Raw genomic sequence first — 18256 nt, 5'->3', positions numbered from 1 at the left:
CAGCAGAACTCATAGAAACACGAAGCGATATTGAAAATCCTCATATGGGCTTGACAACCTGGAAAAAAGCACCAAATGGAAAAATACTCCAAAGTGACGTGGTCATATCCAAAAATTATTTGAATCAAAATGAATTATCAAGATTAAATAGTTTAGTAGACGGTTTTTTGAATTTAGCCGAATCACGTGCAGAGGATAGAATCCCAATGAGTATGAAAGATTGGAAGGAACTGCTGGATGACTACCTTAAACTTCGAAGGCTGCCAATTCTTGTTGACAAAGGTAAGATATCTGCTGAAGAAGCACGAGAACATGTGCTTGAAAAATATGAAAAATTCAGAGTAGTGCAAGATGAAAACTTCATTTCTGACTTTGATCAAATGATTTTAGATATTAAACGTCTAGAAGGAAAATAATATAATTTAGTTTAAAATAATTTTTGTTGTAAATCAATATAGATTGGCTCTGAAACTTCTTTTACAACATCACAAATCATTAATGACAATTAGGTTAATCAATATTTAATTGAAAACCCATCTCAAAAAAAATAGAAAAAGATAATCAAAAAAGATTATCCTAAGTATTACTTAAGTTTTTAAGGTAACTGCTTGCATAGACAATAGCTATTAATCCACCAATTGTATATCCAACCAATATTCCAAACCATACACCATTTATTCCCCACCCCATGATGATTCCAAATAGTACTGAGAAAAATGTTGCGCATATCGCTTCCCGGATAATTGTAAAAATCAGGGAATGTGTTCCCTTACCAAGACCTTGGAAGACATAAGTTGAAATGACTCCTCCAGGAAAGACTATAAAGAACCATGCGAAAATGTGGAAGAAGGTTATTGTCGGGTCCAATAATCTCATACTTGTTTCACCGTATGAAAAGATATATGCAATTTGCGGAGCGAAAACTAAAAAGATTATCAATGCAGCGATTCCAAGCAGTGTTCCAAACTTCATTGAATAATCATAGGCAACCTTAATGTTTTTATAATTCCGAGCCCCATAATTTGCAGCCACAATTGATATCAATGCAGTTGATATTGCCATCATCGGTTCGGTTGCAAGAGTTATCATTCTCCAGCCGTTTTCAAAAACAGCGATTGAATCTGTGGTTGACACCTCAAGAATTATGAAATGCATGACTGCAGTTATGAAAGTTATGAAAATCATTTCACAAATTCCAGGAACAGCAACCTTCAAGATATCAATTATAATTTCTTTATCATATTGAAAATTGCTTATTGTAGGTTTTAGATAAGTGTCCTTTTTGATGTAAATCCAATAGATGATTATTGCTAAAACAATGGCTAAGGAAATGATTGTGGATAATGCTGCCCCAAACATTCCCATGTTTAATGTATAAATGAATATCGGATCTAGAACCATATTGACAACGGCACACAATACCATAACATACATTGTTCTTTTAGTGTCACCCTCAGATCTTAAAAGACCATATAATGCATTAGGCATTACCACAAATATGCTTGCTAAAAAGTAGATATGTCCGTATTGCATAGCGTAATCTAGAGCTACACCACGCCCGCCTACACACATCAGCAATTCCCTTGCAAATACTGTAAAAATCACTGTAACGATAATGGATGCAAGTATTGTTAGTAAAACTGAATGTGTTGCTGCATTATCCGCCATCTTGTCATTTTTCTCGCCGATGTATTTTGACACAACAGATGTGATACCTGCACCAAGACTTGTTCCAATGCTTATTATTAAAAATTCCAAAGGTATTACAAAACCAACAGCTGCAAGCTGGTCTGCACCAAGGCCTGCAACCCAAAATGAATCGATGATGTTGTATAATGAAATTACCATCATTGACAGCATCAACGGCAATGCCAACTTTTTAACGGCTTCTTTCGGATTTCCTCTAAGTAAATTTACTCCTTGTGTTTCATTACGTTTCATAGTAGATTATCTCCAATTAAATTAAATTATCAAATAAAAATGTTTAAATTTTGAAACTACCCTGGAAAAAATTAGTTAAATGTAAGATAGCATAAGCTAATGTAAACTAAAATTCTGATAGTTTAATCCTAAAAAAAAGTTATTTATAATCTAATTGGGGATGCTACTACACATACACACATAATATTCAAATCCTAAAATTGTAATAATATTTTTGACATTCACATTATAAAAACATTGCGATAAAATTAAAATAAGGTAGTTTGTGCATCAATAAAGCTAGGTTCATTGACCTCTTTTACAACATCACCCTCTCTAACATCACCAATCAGCAATGGCGAATCTGGATTATGCAACTTCTGGTTCCTTTTAACCAGCTTCATGTTGCTGTTGGCGTAACAGTATAGAAATTATCTACTGCTTTTTTGATTTTTTATTTCATTCATTACGAACGAATAATGCTTGAAAAGTAGGTGAATTATCTACTACTATTTTTATGAATTTTGTTTCATAAGTAAATCAACCCAGTTCCATCAATTGACAAACAAATTTATCATTTAATCTGAAGTTAAAGTTCTCCGATGTATGTTATTTTCCCGTTTTCTATTACGACTTCAGCTTTTCCTAATGCTTCAATTACATGTCTGTCATTCATACAATCACCAGATAACAAATGTTATATACAATGCTTTTAAGGAAAAACTCACAATAGGTCAAAAAGATGAAAAAAATTAAAGATTACGATGACAATTGCCCCATAGATGATACATTGAAATTGATATCCAAAAAATGGGTGATATTTATCATCAGAGACATATTTTTAGGAAAAAAGCAATTCAGCGAATTTTTAGAAGAAAAAACATTGAGCAACAGAGTACTGACAGACACACTCAAATTCATGGAGGATAATGAGTTAATAACAAAAGAAGTTTTTGAAAATGACATCAAAACTGAATATTCACTAACACAAAAAGGATTCAACCTAAACAAAATTCTCTATAATATGCTGGAATACGGCCTCAACGAGGTAAACAGCGGAAATCTATCTGAAAAACAAAAAGAAGAATTATTAAATGAATATGAAACAATTTTTAAAATCAATTAAATTATTATTTAATAATACCAATTTTTACATTAAATACTGATAAAATCAAATAGAAATGAATATTCAATTTATTCCGTTCTCCATTATCTATTTTTAAAACAACACTAACACAATATCTAAATTTCAAAACTAAATACATTGCATTGAAGTAAGTGTAGCAAGTCATAACCCCTGTTCAAATTGTATCAAAGAATAGCTTATAAAGATTAAATACAAAAACATTACTATACAATAAAGAGTGAAATAATGATAATTGAAAATGGTGATGAATACATAGCTGAGGTCAGGGAACTTATTATTGAATACACTAATCGTTTAAATAGGGATCTGTCGTTTCAGGGATTGGATGATGAATTAAATTCATTAGAAGATAAATATTTCCCACCAAATGGCGAGTTGATAGTTGCCCTTGAAGATGAAAATGTTTTGGGTATGGTTGCATATCACAGACATGATAATAACACCTGTGAGATGAAAAGACTCTACATCAAACCCGAAGCCCGAGGAAAGCATTTGGGAGACATTTTGGTTTCTGAAATAATCAAAAGAGCACAGAACAATGGATTTAAAGAAATGGTACTAGATACCATCGCCCCCTTGAAACCTGCCATTTCACTTTACAAAAAACATGGATTTATAGAATGCAAACCATATTACAATAATCCAATGGACGATGTCATTTATATGAAAAAAGAATTATAATTATTTAATATAATTATTTTATTAACTTAAACATTAAAAATGAAGTTTTTACAACATCATCATCTTTCACATCACCAATCAGCAACGGTGAATCCGGATTATGCAACTTCTGGTTCCTTTTGACCAGCTTCATGTTGCTGTTGGCATAGCAATATCTGCATCCATGCATGCAAGTGTTATATAATCCAATATCCCTTCCCATTAAACAGTTGCATTCACGATTATGGTATTTTCCTTTAGGGACTTTTAGATTATTTCCAATAGCTTTTTCCAGCACCTGCTGGGTCATGCATCCTGTTGAGTCAAAACCGAATTGGTCAAGCAATGTACCCTCAACACAGGTTTTCATCTGAATGCCATACTCATCGGCAATACTTGCAAAATTCTCCCCAATGATTAACCGTTCCTCAGTTGTAACCTCACGGGCTTCGGGAAAATTCCTCAAAACCTTCTGATACAAATCAATGAAGCTGATTGTACAGTCGGAAGTGTATTCGTGCAGTTCTGATGCCATTTCATCAAACTTTTCAATGTGAAAATCAAGATTGTACTTTTCAGTTATGAAAATTGGATCATATCTCCAGGACACGGCATTGATTCCTACAATCTCAGACAATTCTTTAAATGTTTTTATAACCTTTCTGTAATCGGGAACATTAACTTCTATATCTTTATCATAAGGATTTATCGTTGTAAACCAGAATTGCCTGTAATCTGAAAGCTTATCCAAATTCTTTACCAACGGCTTTGGATTTTTAGAGCAGAAGCACATGACATCTATAGTCTTAGGATTGAAATTATACTTATAAATCTGATTGTTGTATGGGTTCTTGCTTAGAACAAAACCCTCCTCGATCCTGTTCAGGAACCATTTAGAAAAAAAAGCTGGAATGTCAGTCCTTGTGCCTGTATTGAGTATCATAAAAAAAGAAAAAGTAAAAGAGATTTATAAATCTCTTCCGAAAATGTGTACAGCTGCAGTACCACCGGTACCACCGATGTTATGGGTCATACCGATTTCTGCACCGTCCACTTGACGTCCACCGGCTTCTCCTCTGAGTTGCCAAACGACTTCCGCAGCCTGAGCAATACCTGTAGCACCTAATGGGTGTCCACGTGCCTTAAGACCACCGGAAGTGTTGATTGGGAAATCACCATCAATTTCGGTTTGTCCTTCTTCGATAGCTATTCCTCCTTTTCCTTTTTCGGCAAATCCTAAGTCTTCAACTGCTAAAAGTCCGTTGATGGAGAAACAGTCGTGAACTTCAGTCAAGTCAATGTCTTTTACAGTAACTCCTGCCATTTCATAAGCTTTTCTGGATGCAACTTTTGTGGATTCAATGGTAGTGATATCTTTTCTGTCGTGTAATGTCATAGTTCCAGAAGCTTGTGCAGAAGCCTTTACATAAATTGGAGTGTCAGTGTACTTTTTAGCGTCTTCAGCAGGAACCATTACAACTGCTGCTGCTCCGTCAGTTACAGGGGAACAGTCAAGAAGTGTTAATGGGTCTGCAACCATTGTTGAATTGATTACTTTATCAACGGTAACTTCAAATGGGAATTGTGCATTTGGGTTTTTGGATGCGTTCTTGTGGTTTACAACTGAAAACTGTGCCAATTGTTCACGGGTGGTTCCATATTCGTACATGTGCCTTTTTGCAATCATTGCATATAATGATGGGAAAGTTGCCCCTTGTTGAGCTTCCCATTCCTGATCTGATGCTGTAGCAATAGCTGGAGTAGCGTCCACTACATCAGTCATCTTTTCAACACCTGCAGAAATTACAACATCATGGAAACCTGATGCAACTGCCATGATTCCCTGCCTTAATGCCAAACCTCCTGATGCACAAGCAGCTTCTACTCTTGTGGTTGGAATTGGATTAAGACCTACGTGGTCGGAAATAAGTGCTGCAATGTGTTCCTGTTCAACAAATAGTCCAGAAGACATGTTTCCAACAAACATTGCTTCAATGTCGTCACCACCAATATCTGCATCTATTATAGCTTTTAAACCAGCTTCAGCAATTAAATCCCTAAATGAGGAATCCCATAATTCACCAAATTTTGTCTGTGAAACTCCGATAATCGCAACATCTCTCATATTCAAGCCCCCTTACATTTTAATTTTACCTTTGAATTTAGCATACACAGCATAATCAACATAGGTTTTTTGATCAATGATACTTTGTGTTTTTGGAGCTAATTCTCTTCTTTCTTCAATTTCATCTTTAACAGTTATTGTAAAACCGTCACTTCCGGCACCGGATCCATATGAAATAACAAATATGTTATCTCCTGGTTTTGCAACATCCAAAATATTGGATAATGCCAATGGCACGGCACCTGAGTAAGTGTTTCCAATAGTAGGAGTCAATAATCCTTGCTTGATTTGTTCGGATGTGAATCCTAATTTCTTACCAGCCCTCAAGTAGAATTTACCGTTTGGCTGGTGGAAACATGCGTAATCGTAATCTTCAGGTTTTGAATCTGTTTCTTCAAACAGCATTTTTGCTGCACTTAAGACATGCTTGAAGTAAGCAGGTTCACCTGTGAAACGTCCACCGTGAGATGGGTAAGGTTGACCTTCCCTTCTGTAAAAGTCAGGAGTGTCTGTTGTAAAACTGCATGTATGGTTGATGTCTGCTATTGTATTTTCCTTACCTATGATGTAAGCTGCCCCTCCGGCAGATGCAGTGTATTCCAAAGCATCTCCAGGTGCACCCTGTGAGGTATCTGCCCCAATAGCCAATCCATATTCAATCATGCCTGATTCAACTAATCCCATAGTCATTTGAATACCTGCTGTTCCTGCCTTACATGCGAATTCCAAATCAGCAGCAGTTAATTTTGGAGTTGCACAAACCGCTTCAGCTACAATGGAAGCAGTCGGTTTAACTGCATACGGATGTGATTCGGAACCAACATAAACAGCACCGATTTTTGACGGATCAATTTGAGCTCTTGCTAGAGCGTATCTAGCAGCAGTAACTGCAATTGTTGCAGTGTCTTCATCAGGAGAAGGTACGGACTTTTCGTTAACGACTAATCCATTTGATAAAGCAACAGGGTCATCTCCCCATACTTTAGCGATTTCTTCTACCTTTATTCTATATGATGGCACATGTGCCCCATATCCTACTATTCCTACCATTAAATCACCTTAAATTATAATCTTGAACTAAATTAAAAATCAATTTAATTATTAATATTTTATTCTTATTATTATATAAAATTAACTAAAAAAGGAGTATTATTTAAACAAAAAAAGAATTTTAAAAAACAATAAGTAATTCGAATGCAGTTGCCGGGATTCGAACCCGGGTTGTAGGCTTGGAAGGCCCAAGTAATAACCAGACTATACCACAACTGCATATGTAAAAAGTGCGCCGTCCGGGACTTGAACCCGGGTCACTAACGTGGCAGGCTAGTATCTTAACCAGACTGGACTAACGGCGCATAAAAACTAACAACAAATAAACTTATGTTTTAATTATATATAAATGTTTCGCTGAAACATGAAAAAATAGAAAAAAATTAGATTTTCCTTGCAGTAATGCAAATCCAATCATTTTCTTCATTGACAAATGCCTTAAAATCTTTGAAACCTGTTTTCTCAAGGGATTCCCTTAAAACATCCTCTGAATAGATTTTCATATCCAGCAATTCAATTAAATCATCATATTTTTCCATTTCACCTTCTCTATAGACCGCTTCATTACAGAAAAATACCAAACCGCCTTTCTTTAAAACCCTATTGACTTCTTTCAGGTCATTGATAAAGTCCGGCCAGAAATAAATTGTTTCAAATCCGGTTACTATGTCAAATGTTTCATCATAAAAAGGCATGTCGGAAACGGATCCCTGCAACACATTGACGATGCCTTTGTCAATGGCATCCGTGTTAAGTTCAATGGATTTTTCAACGCTGACCTCAGAGTAGTCTATTCCAACAACCCTTCCTTCATCGGATATCTGTGCAGCAAACCTTTCTATGTTTCTTCCACCGCCGCATCCGATATCAAGGATTTTTGAGTCCTTTTGAATATCAAAGTGAGTCACACCCCATTGGGCCATGCTTTCATGAGATTTGTTCATCCTGTCAAGTATCTGATGGCCAAGCTCACCAACGGGTTTTCTTGCATTTTTAATTAGTTCCTTGTCTTCAATATGATGACCTGTGTTTACCTTATCTTTATCACTCATAATATCACTTTCCCATACCTTTACGGGTTTTGATTGCCTGCCCTGTTTTGAACTGTTCAATTTCACAAGCGCCAAGGATTGCCTTTCCATAGGCAAGGAGCTGGTCCTGTTCATTGACAATCAAGACCTCATCATTTGCGCGTATGTCTTCATCACATTCAACTACAAATTTACAGAATACACTTTTTCCATCAAGTGCAAAAGGTTCTGAATCCTTGTTGACAACAACCCTGTTTTTTGGATAAGGCATTGCATTGTGAAGCCTTTTTGCACCTTCTTTTGATAGAATCAAGTAGGAATCAGATGCCCTCATATTTACAATCAGCACCTTTCCGTCATAAATGTGTCTGATCTTGCCTGTTTTTTTACTTTTTTCTATGTTGATGTTTCCTTTAAACAGAGCTTCACCGGCTCCGGCACCAAATTGGTAATCTGCAATGGCCTTGACCTTTTTAACATCATCTTTTTTATACCTGATTTCATCTGAGGAGATTGATTTGTTATATAATCCGATTTCAAGGTTCCTTATAATCCTTGAATGTATCAGGACCTGTTCATAGTATTCTACAAATTCATTGAGGAAATCCTCTAAAAATTCGATGCTGTCCACATCACGGGTTTTTGGAGCATCATTCTGACTCAATGGATACACTTCATCAATTTCAAGAGGTATCAATCCGAACGGTATGTCCAATACCATGAAATCAGTGTTGTCCAAATCCAGTTCCTGTTCTGATCCGTAAATATAAAATTCGCCAAGCTTTCCAGACACGAATTTTGAGTATGGCTTTCTTGTTGGAGGCAATATCACCAAATCTCTTTTTTTAGGCATTTCACGCAGTTTCTGCATGTGCCTTAGGACTTCCGGCCTGCATAGGGATTCGGGACCTGTGTAGAAGAATGCTGACTTTTTGCTTCTCGGTTCATATTTTTCCAAATCCTTTGTGTAGTTTCCAAGCTGCCTTTGGGCTTCAAGAAGTGCTGGATGAGCTCTGCATCTCTCTTCAACAAGTTCCATCAGGTTTCCATCATAAATTGCCTGTCTGATTAATCTCAATTCTGCAAATGAAACGTGCAAATTATGTTGGGCAATCAGATCTCTTCTTTGCTCTTTTGGCATTGCCCTTAAATCATCAGGAGTGTATTTGGTACAGACTTCACATGAGCATGGCATTTCCTGCAGGTTTTCCAGCTTGAATGTGCCTCTTGTTGACAAAAGCCTGTCATCTTCCGCATACAATATGTAAGCGGCTGAATCGAATAAATCACAGCCCATTGCAACGCACAATGCAAATATCATAGGGTGGCCAGCCCCCATCAGATGGCGGGGAACTGTATCTGAAAGCTCTTTCATTGAATTCATCACAACATCGACAAGGTCCTTGTAATGGTATGATTCCATAAGCGGCACAACCGCACCGATAGGATACAAATCGGCATCCAATTTGGACAATTCCCTTGCACATTCCTGCCTTAAATCCAGGAAGGTTGAGCCCTGGACAACGGAATTCAGCAACATTTCCATATTCTGCTCTTTCTTGTATTCTATTGCTTCACGGGCCCTTTCGAGAGTGATTTCCATATCACTTTCTGCCTTTTCCCTGTCAACAAATGGAGCGGTCGGGATATCCAGGCTAGTTCCGATGTCTGTTTTGATCATTTCCTGAAATTCAATTACTTCCTTGTTTGTTATCTCAACATCCCCATAAACGGACAGCTGAAATGAACCTGAATCTGTCATTATCGGCCCGTCAAAGTTAATTAGCTTATGCAGACCTTCATCAACAGCCTTTTTCTTCAGTTCATTGTCCTTATAAATCAGATAAGCATTAGTGATTACTATATCTGCACCATATTTGCCTACATCCAATGCTTGCTTTCGGGGATGAATAACAGGCATCAGCGCCGGAGTTTTTACATCACCATGTTTTGTTTTTAAAACACCTACACGGCCTTTTCCATCTTTTGCTTTAATCTCAAACATTTACTTAACCTATATAAAATTCTTTAAAATAAGATTTAAATTAGAAATTATATAAATTTTGCTCATCAAAGACCTTAAAAATGATTTAAGTTTGTAAAAAAATCGTAATCTGAAAAATTGATTTGAAAATTGAAAAAGAAAAATGGGAGGTTAAGTTAAACTTAACCCAATTAATGTGCTTTGCTTTCCATTTTCTTTTTAGTTTTTAAAGGGCGTTTCTTTCGGGTTGTAATAGATTTTCTTATTATTTTAGGTGTTTGAAATATTCCATCGAGGAGATTTACTTAATAGTCAGACTTAAGCATGGGATATTCCATAATGTCCAGGTATAAATCAATTCCCGTTTAAACCGATTTTGAAATTAGGCGTGTTTTATATCCAATTAGGTGTGACAGATTTATGTAACTTCCCAAAAATGTGCGAAGTCGCTGAATCTTAATTCTTGAGGAAATGTTGTTTAAATCAGGAATTCAACTTATTTATTTTCATTGGAGAAATTGAAATCATAAGGCATATCCTGAAAAGGAGATTTTTTATAAATTAAATGAAATCTATTAACTTTTCCATCAAAACATTTACCATCATCATGAAAACATGCTTGTCGATAAATGGTCAGGATCTTCCCCACCCTTTGTTCGTACAAAGTCCAATTTTCAATATTTTGTGACAACCCCAATTTATTGTAAAAATTTTTCAATCAATTTTTATTGAATAAGTACAATACTTGAGATTGACAGTTATTATTATGAAATAACTACTATATAAATGTTTTTATTAAAAAATAAGCAATAATTTAGAATAAATAAGAAAAATAAGCATTTTTAGGCGAAAAATTAAATGGCTTAAAACGGTCCAAATGACCAGATTCAAATCCAGAACAAATACATTTCAGTCCAATGTCTCGAGACCAAAGCATAACAAATAAGATTATAGTAGGCCCAATTAGATTAAATATGATTTAATGAACTTATTTTAAATAAAATATTATAAAATAATACTATTTTAATGAAAATATTAAAAATTTAGCGTTTATTAAACGAAAAAAGAACGGAAAATAGAAAAGATTGTAAAAATTCCTAAACTCTAAACAAAGGAAAATCCATAAGTTTTTTTTAAAATAAGCCAAAATCAATATAATTTTGATTTAGAAAATTAGGCCAAAAATGATAGGCACCCAAACTTAAGAAAACAAATAAGTCCGATTTAAGCCTTGTTAATCAAAAATAACCCAAATAGAACTTTTTATCAGGAAATTCAAGCGCAAAATAGAATTTAATTTTAAAGGTAAAATAAGCTAAATAAGCCAAATATACAGCTTGATTTTTTAAAATAAGTATTTTAATGTAATCAAATATTTAAAAATAAAGTGAAATCGATAGAAAATAATGATTTTAAGCAACATGATTTAGAATCCAAATATTGTTAAATCAACATTATACAAAATTATTTTACACAGCATTCATCAAAATTGTTGAAAAATGACAGAAGATAATTCCAAAATTTAAAAAAATAAAAGAAACAACATCAATTTAAGATAATTAGACCTAAAAGTAACACCTAAAAAGAAAAATAAGCTAATTTGCACCATTTTTGAAAAATGTTTCAAGAAAAACCATATGCCCACACAACAGTTGAAATAACATCACAACATTATGGAAATGACTTCTGAGATAATCAAATATTTAAAGTTTCAGTAACTAAAAATATATTTGATAAAATGAGTTATGAAAACAGCGCTAGAATAATCAACGACGATATTTTTGATTTGGTAAATGAAACTTTTAGTCAGGAAAAAAGTAGTCGAAATAATGAATGGAGACTTAATTTTTTTGATACTTATAACGATTACTTTGTTTTAACCGATGATGGATCCTATTCTATCAACTCTAAAGAAATAAACCATAAAGTTGAAACGCTACATACATCTACAGGGGCAATAAGTGAGTCATTTGAGAAATTTATCAAACCGATGAAATTCAATTATGACAAAGACATCGCCATTTTGGACATATGTGCAGGATTGGGTTACAATTCATCAGCTGCAATAGCAGACTTCATTAAAAATTCAACTGCAAACCTGACAATAGACATGGTTGAAATATCAAAGGCAACACTAGCTTGCGGCCTTTTAGTGCCTTCACCAATTCCGGAACATGACATCACTAAAAGAGCAATTGAAGATGAACTGATAGCGCAGGATTACGCGACATTAAGTCTGGAAACAACAGAAATTCCCGAAAACATCAACATCAATGTCTTTATTGAAGATGCAAGGCAAACCGTCCAAAAGCTTGACGACAATGCCTACGATGCAATATTCTTAGATCCATTCAGCCAAAACATGGCTCCCGAACTATTCTCATTGGAATTCTTTAAGGAATTCAGGCGCGTAATCAAGGATGACGGAATAATTGCAACCTACACCTCATCAGCACCAGTGAGAGCAGGATTTATCGAAGCCGATTTCTATATTGGACTGGGTCCGATATTCGGAAGAATGCAAGGTGGAACCCTGGCCAGCCCAAATCCAGAAATGCTTGACTGGTCACTACCAAAAAATGATGAGATAAGAATAGCTCTGTCTGATGTTGGAATCCCCTTTAGAGATCCTGGTTTGAATAACTCAAGCGAGGACATTCTAGATGCAAGAACCGAAGAAAGGCACGAAGCACGTCACAACACCAAAATTTCATCAGCTGTCAAGACACCGATATTCCTCGGCCATGAAATGGATGACGAAAAGCTGAAAAGACGCGTTGAACGCAACCTCAAAAAAATGAATATACCATCAACAACTTCCAACGAGGCAAACTACATTGTTGAAGTTGAAAATTCATACAAAGAAAAACAAGACTTCAAAAACAATTCCACAAACAGAATACTGGAAATGAAAAAAAGATTAAAAAAAGTAAAAAAATGAGATTACGCTCTTACGAAATCTCCACTTTTAAGTTGGTATGCTAACTCCTTAGATGCCTTAACCGGACCGTATACTACAGTCAGTTTCTTCGGATTTGAATAAATGTGTTCCAAACCGAATATTGAGAAATCCGCATCACAATGATTACAGAAAATCATTCCTTCAGTACTGCCCGGTTCTCTTCGGCCAGTAGCAGGGAAAATTCCCACTTCATCGTGTTCGTTTCCAGCCCAAAAGACATCCCAATACAATTCATGACTGCCACAATATGGACATGTTCTTTCAAATTCAGTCATATACCAGGTATAACCGTATTTTGATTCTTCACCCGGTGCAGATGGCCTACCGATAGCCAATATGGTTTTTCCATCCTCGGAAACACCATACTTATTGAATGATATTGCCATCCTATCTTTTACAACAGAAATTTGAGAAGTTATCTTATATCCAGTGCTTAAATCTTCACATACAACCTTATATTTTCCGACAGGTAAATTGAATTTTATCTTCGCAAAACCTTTGGAATTTGTTTTTACAATATGGCTGTCGCCGTCGAGTGTGATTTTCACTTCAGTATTTTTAGCGACTTTACCATTTTGTTTGAAAACCTGTATCTGAAATGATGAAGTTTCATTTTCTATTGCAGCAATGTTATGTGCATGGATAGAAGCCAATTTAACAGTGACCTTTTTGCTTACTGTATATTTTGTATAAGGATCAACAGGTTTAAAGACATAAGTTCCCTTTTCCAATTTAAATTTAACTGTAGCAACACCTTTTGCATTTGTCTTAACTGTTTTTTTACTGCCATCAACATAAACGGTCATCTTCTTATTCTTAGCAAGGTTTCCGCTTGGCTTGTGAAGGGTCACTTTAAATTTGGAAGTGGTCCCTGTAAATGCAGTCATTGACTTTGCAGACAATGGACTTAAAACAGTAACTGTCTTGGTTACTTTCTCACCTGTAGCTGAGTTAATGGAAACCATCTTATACTTTCCAGGTGATGAACCAATCTTAATGCTTGCTACACCCTTTGAATTGGTTTTTATATTGTAAGAAACACCTTTAAATCGAAACTTAATATATTTCTTTTTCAGGACCTTACCATTCTTACCATAAAATTTGGCGCTAAACTTTTTAGAGCCCTTATAATATTTTTTCAAATCGGATGCAGAAACGGATGTCTTGACAGTTATCCTATTAGAGATCTTATATCCGTTTGGATGAACCGCATAAACCACATACTTTCCAACTTTTAAATCTATATCCAGACTAGCTACACCTTTTGAATCGGTTTTTTTAGTATAGGTTTTTCCATTTAAAATAAATTTTACATTAGTATTTTTCAATGGCTTACCCTTTGAATCTAAAAAAGTCGCAGTGTATTTAGTTGAACTCTTATAAGTTTTAGTTATATCCTTTCCAGTTATCACAGGCAATACCTTAATCTTATTCTTTAAGGAAACATTACCATAACTAGCGAATATATCATAAGTATTAGGATATAAATCAATAGGAAGTGAAACCTTACCTGTTTCATCAGTGGTCAATACATGGGTAACTCCGTTTAATGTCAAAGTAATATTTGCGCCATTAACAGGAGCATTTCCATCAGATAAAGTTACCTGATAACTTGAATCACCCTTATAATACATACTTACATCACTACCAGTCAATGAATAATTCTTATCATCGACAGGATTAGTGGTATCTTCATCAGCGGATAATACGCCCACATCACCCGATGGAGGTTCCTCATCCACTTCACCAGCAATTACATCATCTGTTGAGTTTGAGTCAGCTGCAGCAACTGCAGATACAGACAACATAAAAACCAGTGTCATTAAAACTAAACTAATTTTTTTATTAAACATAACGTTAACTCCATTTAACATTTGTTCGTATTTAACTATTACAAGTTTAAGGTATAAAAAGCTTTTGATTTTTAAAAAAAGCATAAAGAGTTTTAATTTTAAAAAAATAAGTCAAAATATTTTTATAATAGCTATAAAAAGGTTAAAATGATTGAAATTACTATCAAAAGACTAATTCTATTTAAAATAAGAATATTTATAAAAAAGATTTATGAAAATAATCATAAACCCCTTGATTATCTTGAAAATAAATAAAACAAAATTTTTGAAGCCATATCATAAAATTAAAAAATAAAGATAGGAAAATTTAAAAAAAAATAGAAGTGAATAGCTTAAATAAGATTTAAGCCATTAATATCAATTATTCAACAGTCACGCATTTTGCCAAGTTTTTAGGCTTGTCAGGGTCATGACCTTTCTCTAAAGTAATATAATAAGCTATCAGCTGCAATGGAACAATATAGACTAATGGTGCAATAATCTCTTTAACTTCACTGTTTATCGCAATAACCGCATCAGCTTTAGCTTTTAATGCTTCATCATCATTTGAACCAATAGCCAATACATTAGCCCCACGAGATTTGACCTCTTCCAAATTACTCATTGTTTTTCTATAATTGTCTCCCGGAGGAATTATGACAACAACAGGAATCCCTTCATCAATCAAGGCCAAAGGACCATGCTTGAGCTCACCGGCAGCATAACCTTCACCATGGATATAAGTAATTTCCTTAAGCTTTAATGCACCTTCAAGAGCTGTAGGGTAAGAATAACCCCTTCCCAAATAGAAGAAGTCACGAGCATAATTATATCTTCTGGATAACTCTTCAACCAATTCAACACTTTCCAAAGCCTCATCAATGAAATCCGGAACATTATCAAGTTCCTTTAGAAGCTCAGTATTTTTAGATATCAGAGCGGCCAATAAATAAATCGCAGTCAATTGGGCAACATAAGTTTTGGTTGCCGCAACACCTATTTCAGGACCTGCCTGAGTTTGGATAACATATTGAGCGCGCCTTGTGATGGATGAACCTGCAACATTGACTATACCCAAAGTTATGGATGTTTCGTTGGCCACATCCAAAGCCTTAAGGGAATCGGCAGTTTCACCGGATTGAGATATGAAAATAACCAATGTATTTTCATTTAAGGTATTGGCGGAATATTTGAATTCTGATGCAAGAATCACGTCTGTAGGAATACCTGCAAGAGATTCTATTAAATATTTTCCAGTCAGTGATGCATGATAAGATGTACCGCATGCCACAAAACAGATTCTTTGAATGTCCCCGACCTCATCAATGATTTCTTTAATATTGTCCCTTTGGGTCAGGGTATTTCTAACGGCAATTGCCTGTTCGTTGATTTCCTTGATCATAAAGTGTTCATAGCCTTCTTTTTCGGCCATTTCAGGTGTCCAATTGATAGTGTCTATCTCCTTGTTGACAACATTGTCGAATTCGTCATGGACAACGACTCCATCCTTATCCAATATGACTATTTCGCCCCTTTCGGGATATATGATGTCTCTAGCATATTTTAAGATTGCCGGAGAATCTGAAGCAAGGTAATAGCCTTCCTCACCGATTCCAACAATCAAAGGAGAATCCTTACGTGTCGCAACAATCTTATCAGGTTCATTAATTGATATTGCTGCAATTGCATAGGCTCCCTCGATGATATCAATTGTTTTTCTGACGGCATGTTCAAGGTCAAACTTTTCGGCCATAAATTTTTGAATCAAATGTGGAATGACTTCAGTGTCTGTGTCTGATTTGAAGACATGGCCTTCAAGAATCAGCTTTTCCTTTATTTCCAGATAATTTTCAATGATACCATTGTGGACCACTGCCACAGTATTGTCTTCATCAATATGAGGGTGTGAATTAAGCTTTGACGGGTCTCCATGTGTTGCCCATCTTACATGTGCTATACCGAAGTTTCCAGGCATGTCTGTAAGGTCCAGTTTCTTATCCACTTCAGCGATTTTTCCTTTATCCTTCTTTATATGAATTTTATTTTCAAAGAAAGTGGCCAAACCTATAGAATCATATCCCCTATACTCCAGCTTTGATATACAGTCAAAAAGAATGGGTGCAACATCCCCCTCATCTTTTAATATACAACCTACAATTCCACACATCTAATCACCTTTGATAATCGTAAATTTCCTTGTACATGTTTACAACATCCCCAATAATCAAAATTGCAGGAGTGTTGATTTTTTTATCGGCAATGTCTCCAAGAGTTCCAAATACCAAGTTTTGATTTGGCAATGTTCCGCTTTCAACGGCACAAACAGGAGTGTCTGCTGAACGATACTTCATGATTTCAGCAGTATTTTCCTTAATATTACCAATACCCATCAATATTATTAAAGTGTCTGCAGTATAATCCCAGTGAACCTGACTTTCCGGTTTTGTTGGGTCTTCATGACCTGTTACTATAGTCACTGAAGTTGCTACTGCCCTGTGAGTTACTGGTAGTCCTAGTGAAGTTGGCGCTCCAATGGCTGAAGTTACACCTGGAATAACTACAAATTTGATATCATGTTCCATCAAAGCCAATATCTCTTCTCCACCACGGCCAAAGACAAAAGGGTCTCCTCCTTTGAGTCTTACGACATTTTCATGATTTTGAGCCTGCTCGATTATCAGCTCATTGATTTCATCCTGAGTCTTGTAATGTTCGCCTGCTTTTTTACCAACATAAATTCTTTCAGCAGTATCAGGAGCATGAGCCAATATTTCTTCATTGGCCAAATAATCATATAATACAACATCAGCCTTATTTAAAGCTTTTACAGCCTTAAGAGTTATTAAATCAGCATCTCCAGGCCCTGCACCAATTAAATAAACTACCATTTTATCACTTATAAGAAACCTTTAAAGAAGTTTAAACCGTCATCTGAACCGAACAACTCTTCACATGCCCTTTCAGGGTGAGGCATCATTGCACAAACAAGCCCTGATTCATCACAGACACTTGTAATTGCTTCCATTGAACCATTAGGATTTTTGCCTTCAAACTGCAATACGATTTGGTCTTGATCTTTTAACAAATCGATGTCCTCTGTGTAGAACCTTCCTTCGGCATGAGCGATAGGAAGAGCAATGGTCTGGTCCTTTTTGAATGCCTTTGTAAATGGGGTTCTTGATGTGGCCACTTTCAGATCAACCCATTCACAGTTGAATTTAGGAGTTTCGTTTGTAATGAAAACCCCTGGAACGAGTCCAATTTCACCTAAAATTTGCGCACCATTACAGATTCCCAAAACAGGTTTTTCTTCTTTTACCAATTCTTTAATTCCATCAATTACCGGTGTAATGGATGCCATTGCACCAGCTCTCAAGTAATCACCATATGAAAATCCACCAGGAATGACAATACCGTCATAGTCTGTGAGTTTGTCTTCACTCCACCAGACGTATTCAGGTGTGAGACCTGCAAGCTCAACGGCTTTTGCTACATCACGGTCACAATTAGTTCCTGGAAATCTAATTACTCCAATTTTCATCTTA

At 35.5% G+C, this 18256-nt stretch carries 14 protein-coding genes and 2 tRNA genes; 4 read left to right on the top strand and 12 right to left on the bottom strand.

The features are described from left to right. The coding region (gene rhuM, locus QZN27_RS01115; RefSeq protein WP_296782621.1) for a RhuM family protein at positions 1-416 on the top strand (416 nt) is incomplete at its 5' end. 160 nt (positions 417-576) lie between these two features. Here rhuM and QZN27_RS01110 read toward each other — a convergent pair. Beyond that, positions 577-1941 carry an MATE family efflux transporter gene (locus QZN27_RS01110; protein ID WP_296782619.1) on the bottom strand — a complete coding sequence of 455 codons (1365 nt, stop codon included), beginning with the start codon at positions 1939-1941 and terminating at the stop codon, positions 577-579. 721 nt (positions 1942-2662) lie between these two features. On the opposite strand from QZN27_RS01110, the gene QZN27_RS01105 reads away from it, so the two are divergent. Beyond that, positions 2663-3046: a helix-turn-helix domain-containing protein gene (locus tag QZN27_RS01105; protein WP_296782617.1), complete on the top strand. Its 384-nt coding sequence runs from the start codon at positions 2663-2665 to the stop codon at positions 3044-3046. Between the two features lie 246 nt (positions 3047-3292). Further along, complete coding sequence (locus QZN27_RS01100; protein WP_296782615.1) at positions 3293-3748, top strand: GNAT family N-acetyltransferase; 456 nt, start codon at positions 3293-3295, stop codon at positions 3746-3748. A 13-nt stretch (positions 3749-3761) separates the two neighbouring features. On the opposite strand, the gene QZN27_RS01095 is transcribed toward QZN27_RS01100, so the two are convergent. From QZN27_RS01095 to tgtA, 7 genes are all read right to left on the bottom strand, one after another. Then, positions 3762-4670 (bottom strand): DUF1848 domain-containing protein, encoded by a 909-nt coding sequence (locus QZN27_RS01095; protein ID WP_296782613.1) that lies wholly within the window; start codon positions 4668-4670, stop codon positions 3762-3764. 24 nt (positions 4671-4694) lie between these two features. Beyond that, positions 4695-5852: a thiolase domain-containing protein gene (locus QZN27_RS01090; protein WP_296782612.1), complete on the bottom strand. Its 1158-nt coding sequence runs from the start codon at positions 5850-5852 to the stop codon at positions 4695-4697. 12 nt (positions 5853-5864) lie between these two features. Beyond that, positions 5865-6902: a hydroxymethylglutaryl-CoA synthase gene (locus QZN27_RS01085; RefSeq protein WP_296782611.1), complete on the bottom strand. Its 1038-nt coding sequence runs from the start codon at positions 6900-6902 to the stop codon at positions 5865-5867. A 145-nt stretch (positions 6903-7047) separates the two neighbouring features. Further along, positions 7048-7121 (bottom strand) — tRNA-Gly (locus QZN27_RS01080). 12 nt (positions 7122-7133) lie between these two features. After that, a tRNA-Gly gene (locus tag QZN27_RS01075) sits at positions 7134-7207 on the bottom strand. Between the two features lie 78 nt (positions 7208-7285). Next, on the bottom strand, positions 7286-7954 hold the full coding sequence (locus QZN27_RS01070) for a class I SAM-dependent methyltransferase (RefSeq protein ID WP_296782609.1): 669 nt from the start codon (positions 7952-7954) through the stop codon (positions 7286-7288). A 4-nt stretch (positions 7955-7958) separates the two neighbouring features. Next, positions 7959-9938: a tRNA guanosine(15) transglycosylase TgtA gene (tgtA, locus tag QZN27_RS01065; protein ID WP_296782606.1), complete on the bottom strand. Its 1980-nt coding sequence runs from the start codon at positions 9936-9938 to the stop codon at positions 7959-7961. A gap of 1717 nt (positions 9939-11655) precedes the next feature. Here tgtA and QZN27_RS01060 point away from each other — a divergent pair. Continuing rightward, positions 11656-12858, top strand: coding sequence for an MnmC family methyltransferase (locus QZN27_RS01060; protein WP_296782604.1), 1203 nt, complete (start codon positions 11656-11658; stop codon positions 12856-12858). A gap of 2 nt (positions 12859-12860) precedes the next feature. Here the strand turns inward: QZN27_RS01060 and QZN27_RS01055 are convergent, their stop codons facing one another. The 4 genes from QZN27_RS01055 to purQ all read right to left on the bottom strand — a co-directional run bounded on the left by QZN27_RS01055 (position 12861) and on the right by purQ (position 18252). Beyond that, positions 12861-14702: a carboxypeptidase-like regulatory domain-containing protein gene (locus QZN27_RS01055; RefSeq protein ID WP_296782602.1), complete on the bottom strand. Its 1842-nt coding sequence runs from the start codon at positions 14700-14702 to the stop codon at positions 12861-12863. Between the two features lie 391 nt (positions 14703-15093). After that, positions 15094-16878, bottom strand: coding sequence for a glutamine--fructose-6-phosphate transaminase (isomerizing) (gene glmS / locus QZN27_RS01050; protein WP_296782600.1), 1785 nt, complete (start codon positions 16876-16878; stop codon positions 15094-15096). 4 nt (positions 16879-16882) lie between these two features. Continuing rightward, on the bottom strand, positions 16883-17599 hold the full coding sequence (gene cobA, locus QZN27_RS01045) for a uroporphyrinogen-III C-methyltransferase (protein WP_292603725.1): 717 nt from the start codon (positions 17597-17599) through the stop codon (positions 16883-16885). A gap of 8 nt (positions 17600-17607) precedes the next feature. Then, positions 17608-18252 carry a phosphoribosylformylglycinamidine synthase subunit PurQ gene (gene purQ / locus QZN27_RS01040; protein WP_292603727.1) on the bottom strand — a complete coding sequence of 215 codons (645 nt, stop codon included), beginning with the start codon at positions 18250-18252 and terminating at the stop codon, positions 17608-17610. Positions 18253-18256: the final 4 nt, after the last annotated feature.

Source organism: uncultured Methanobrevibacter sp. (genome assembly GCF_900316895.1).
Classification (GTDB): Archaea; Methanobacteriota; Methanobacteria; order Methanobacteriales; family Methanobacteriaceae; genus Methanocatella.
Note: the sequence above shows the minus strand (reverse complement) of the source record. Positions and strands in the feature narration are given on the sequence as shown.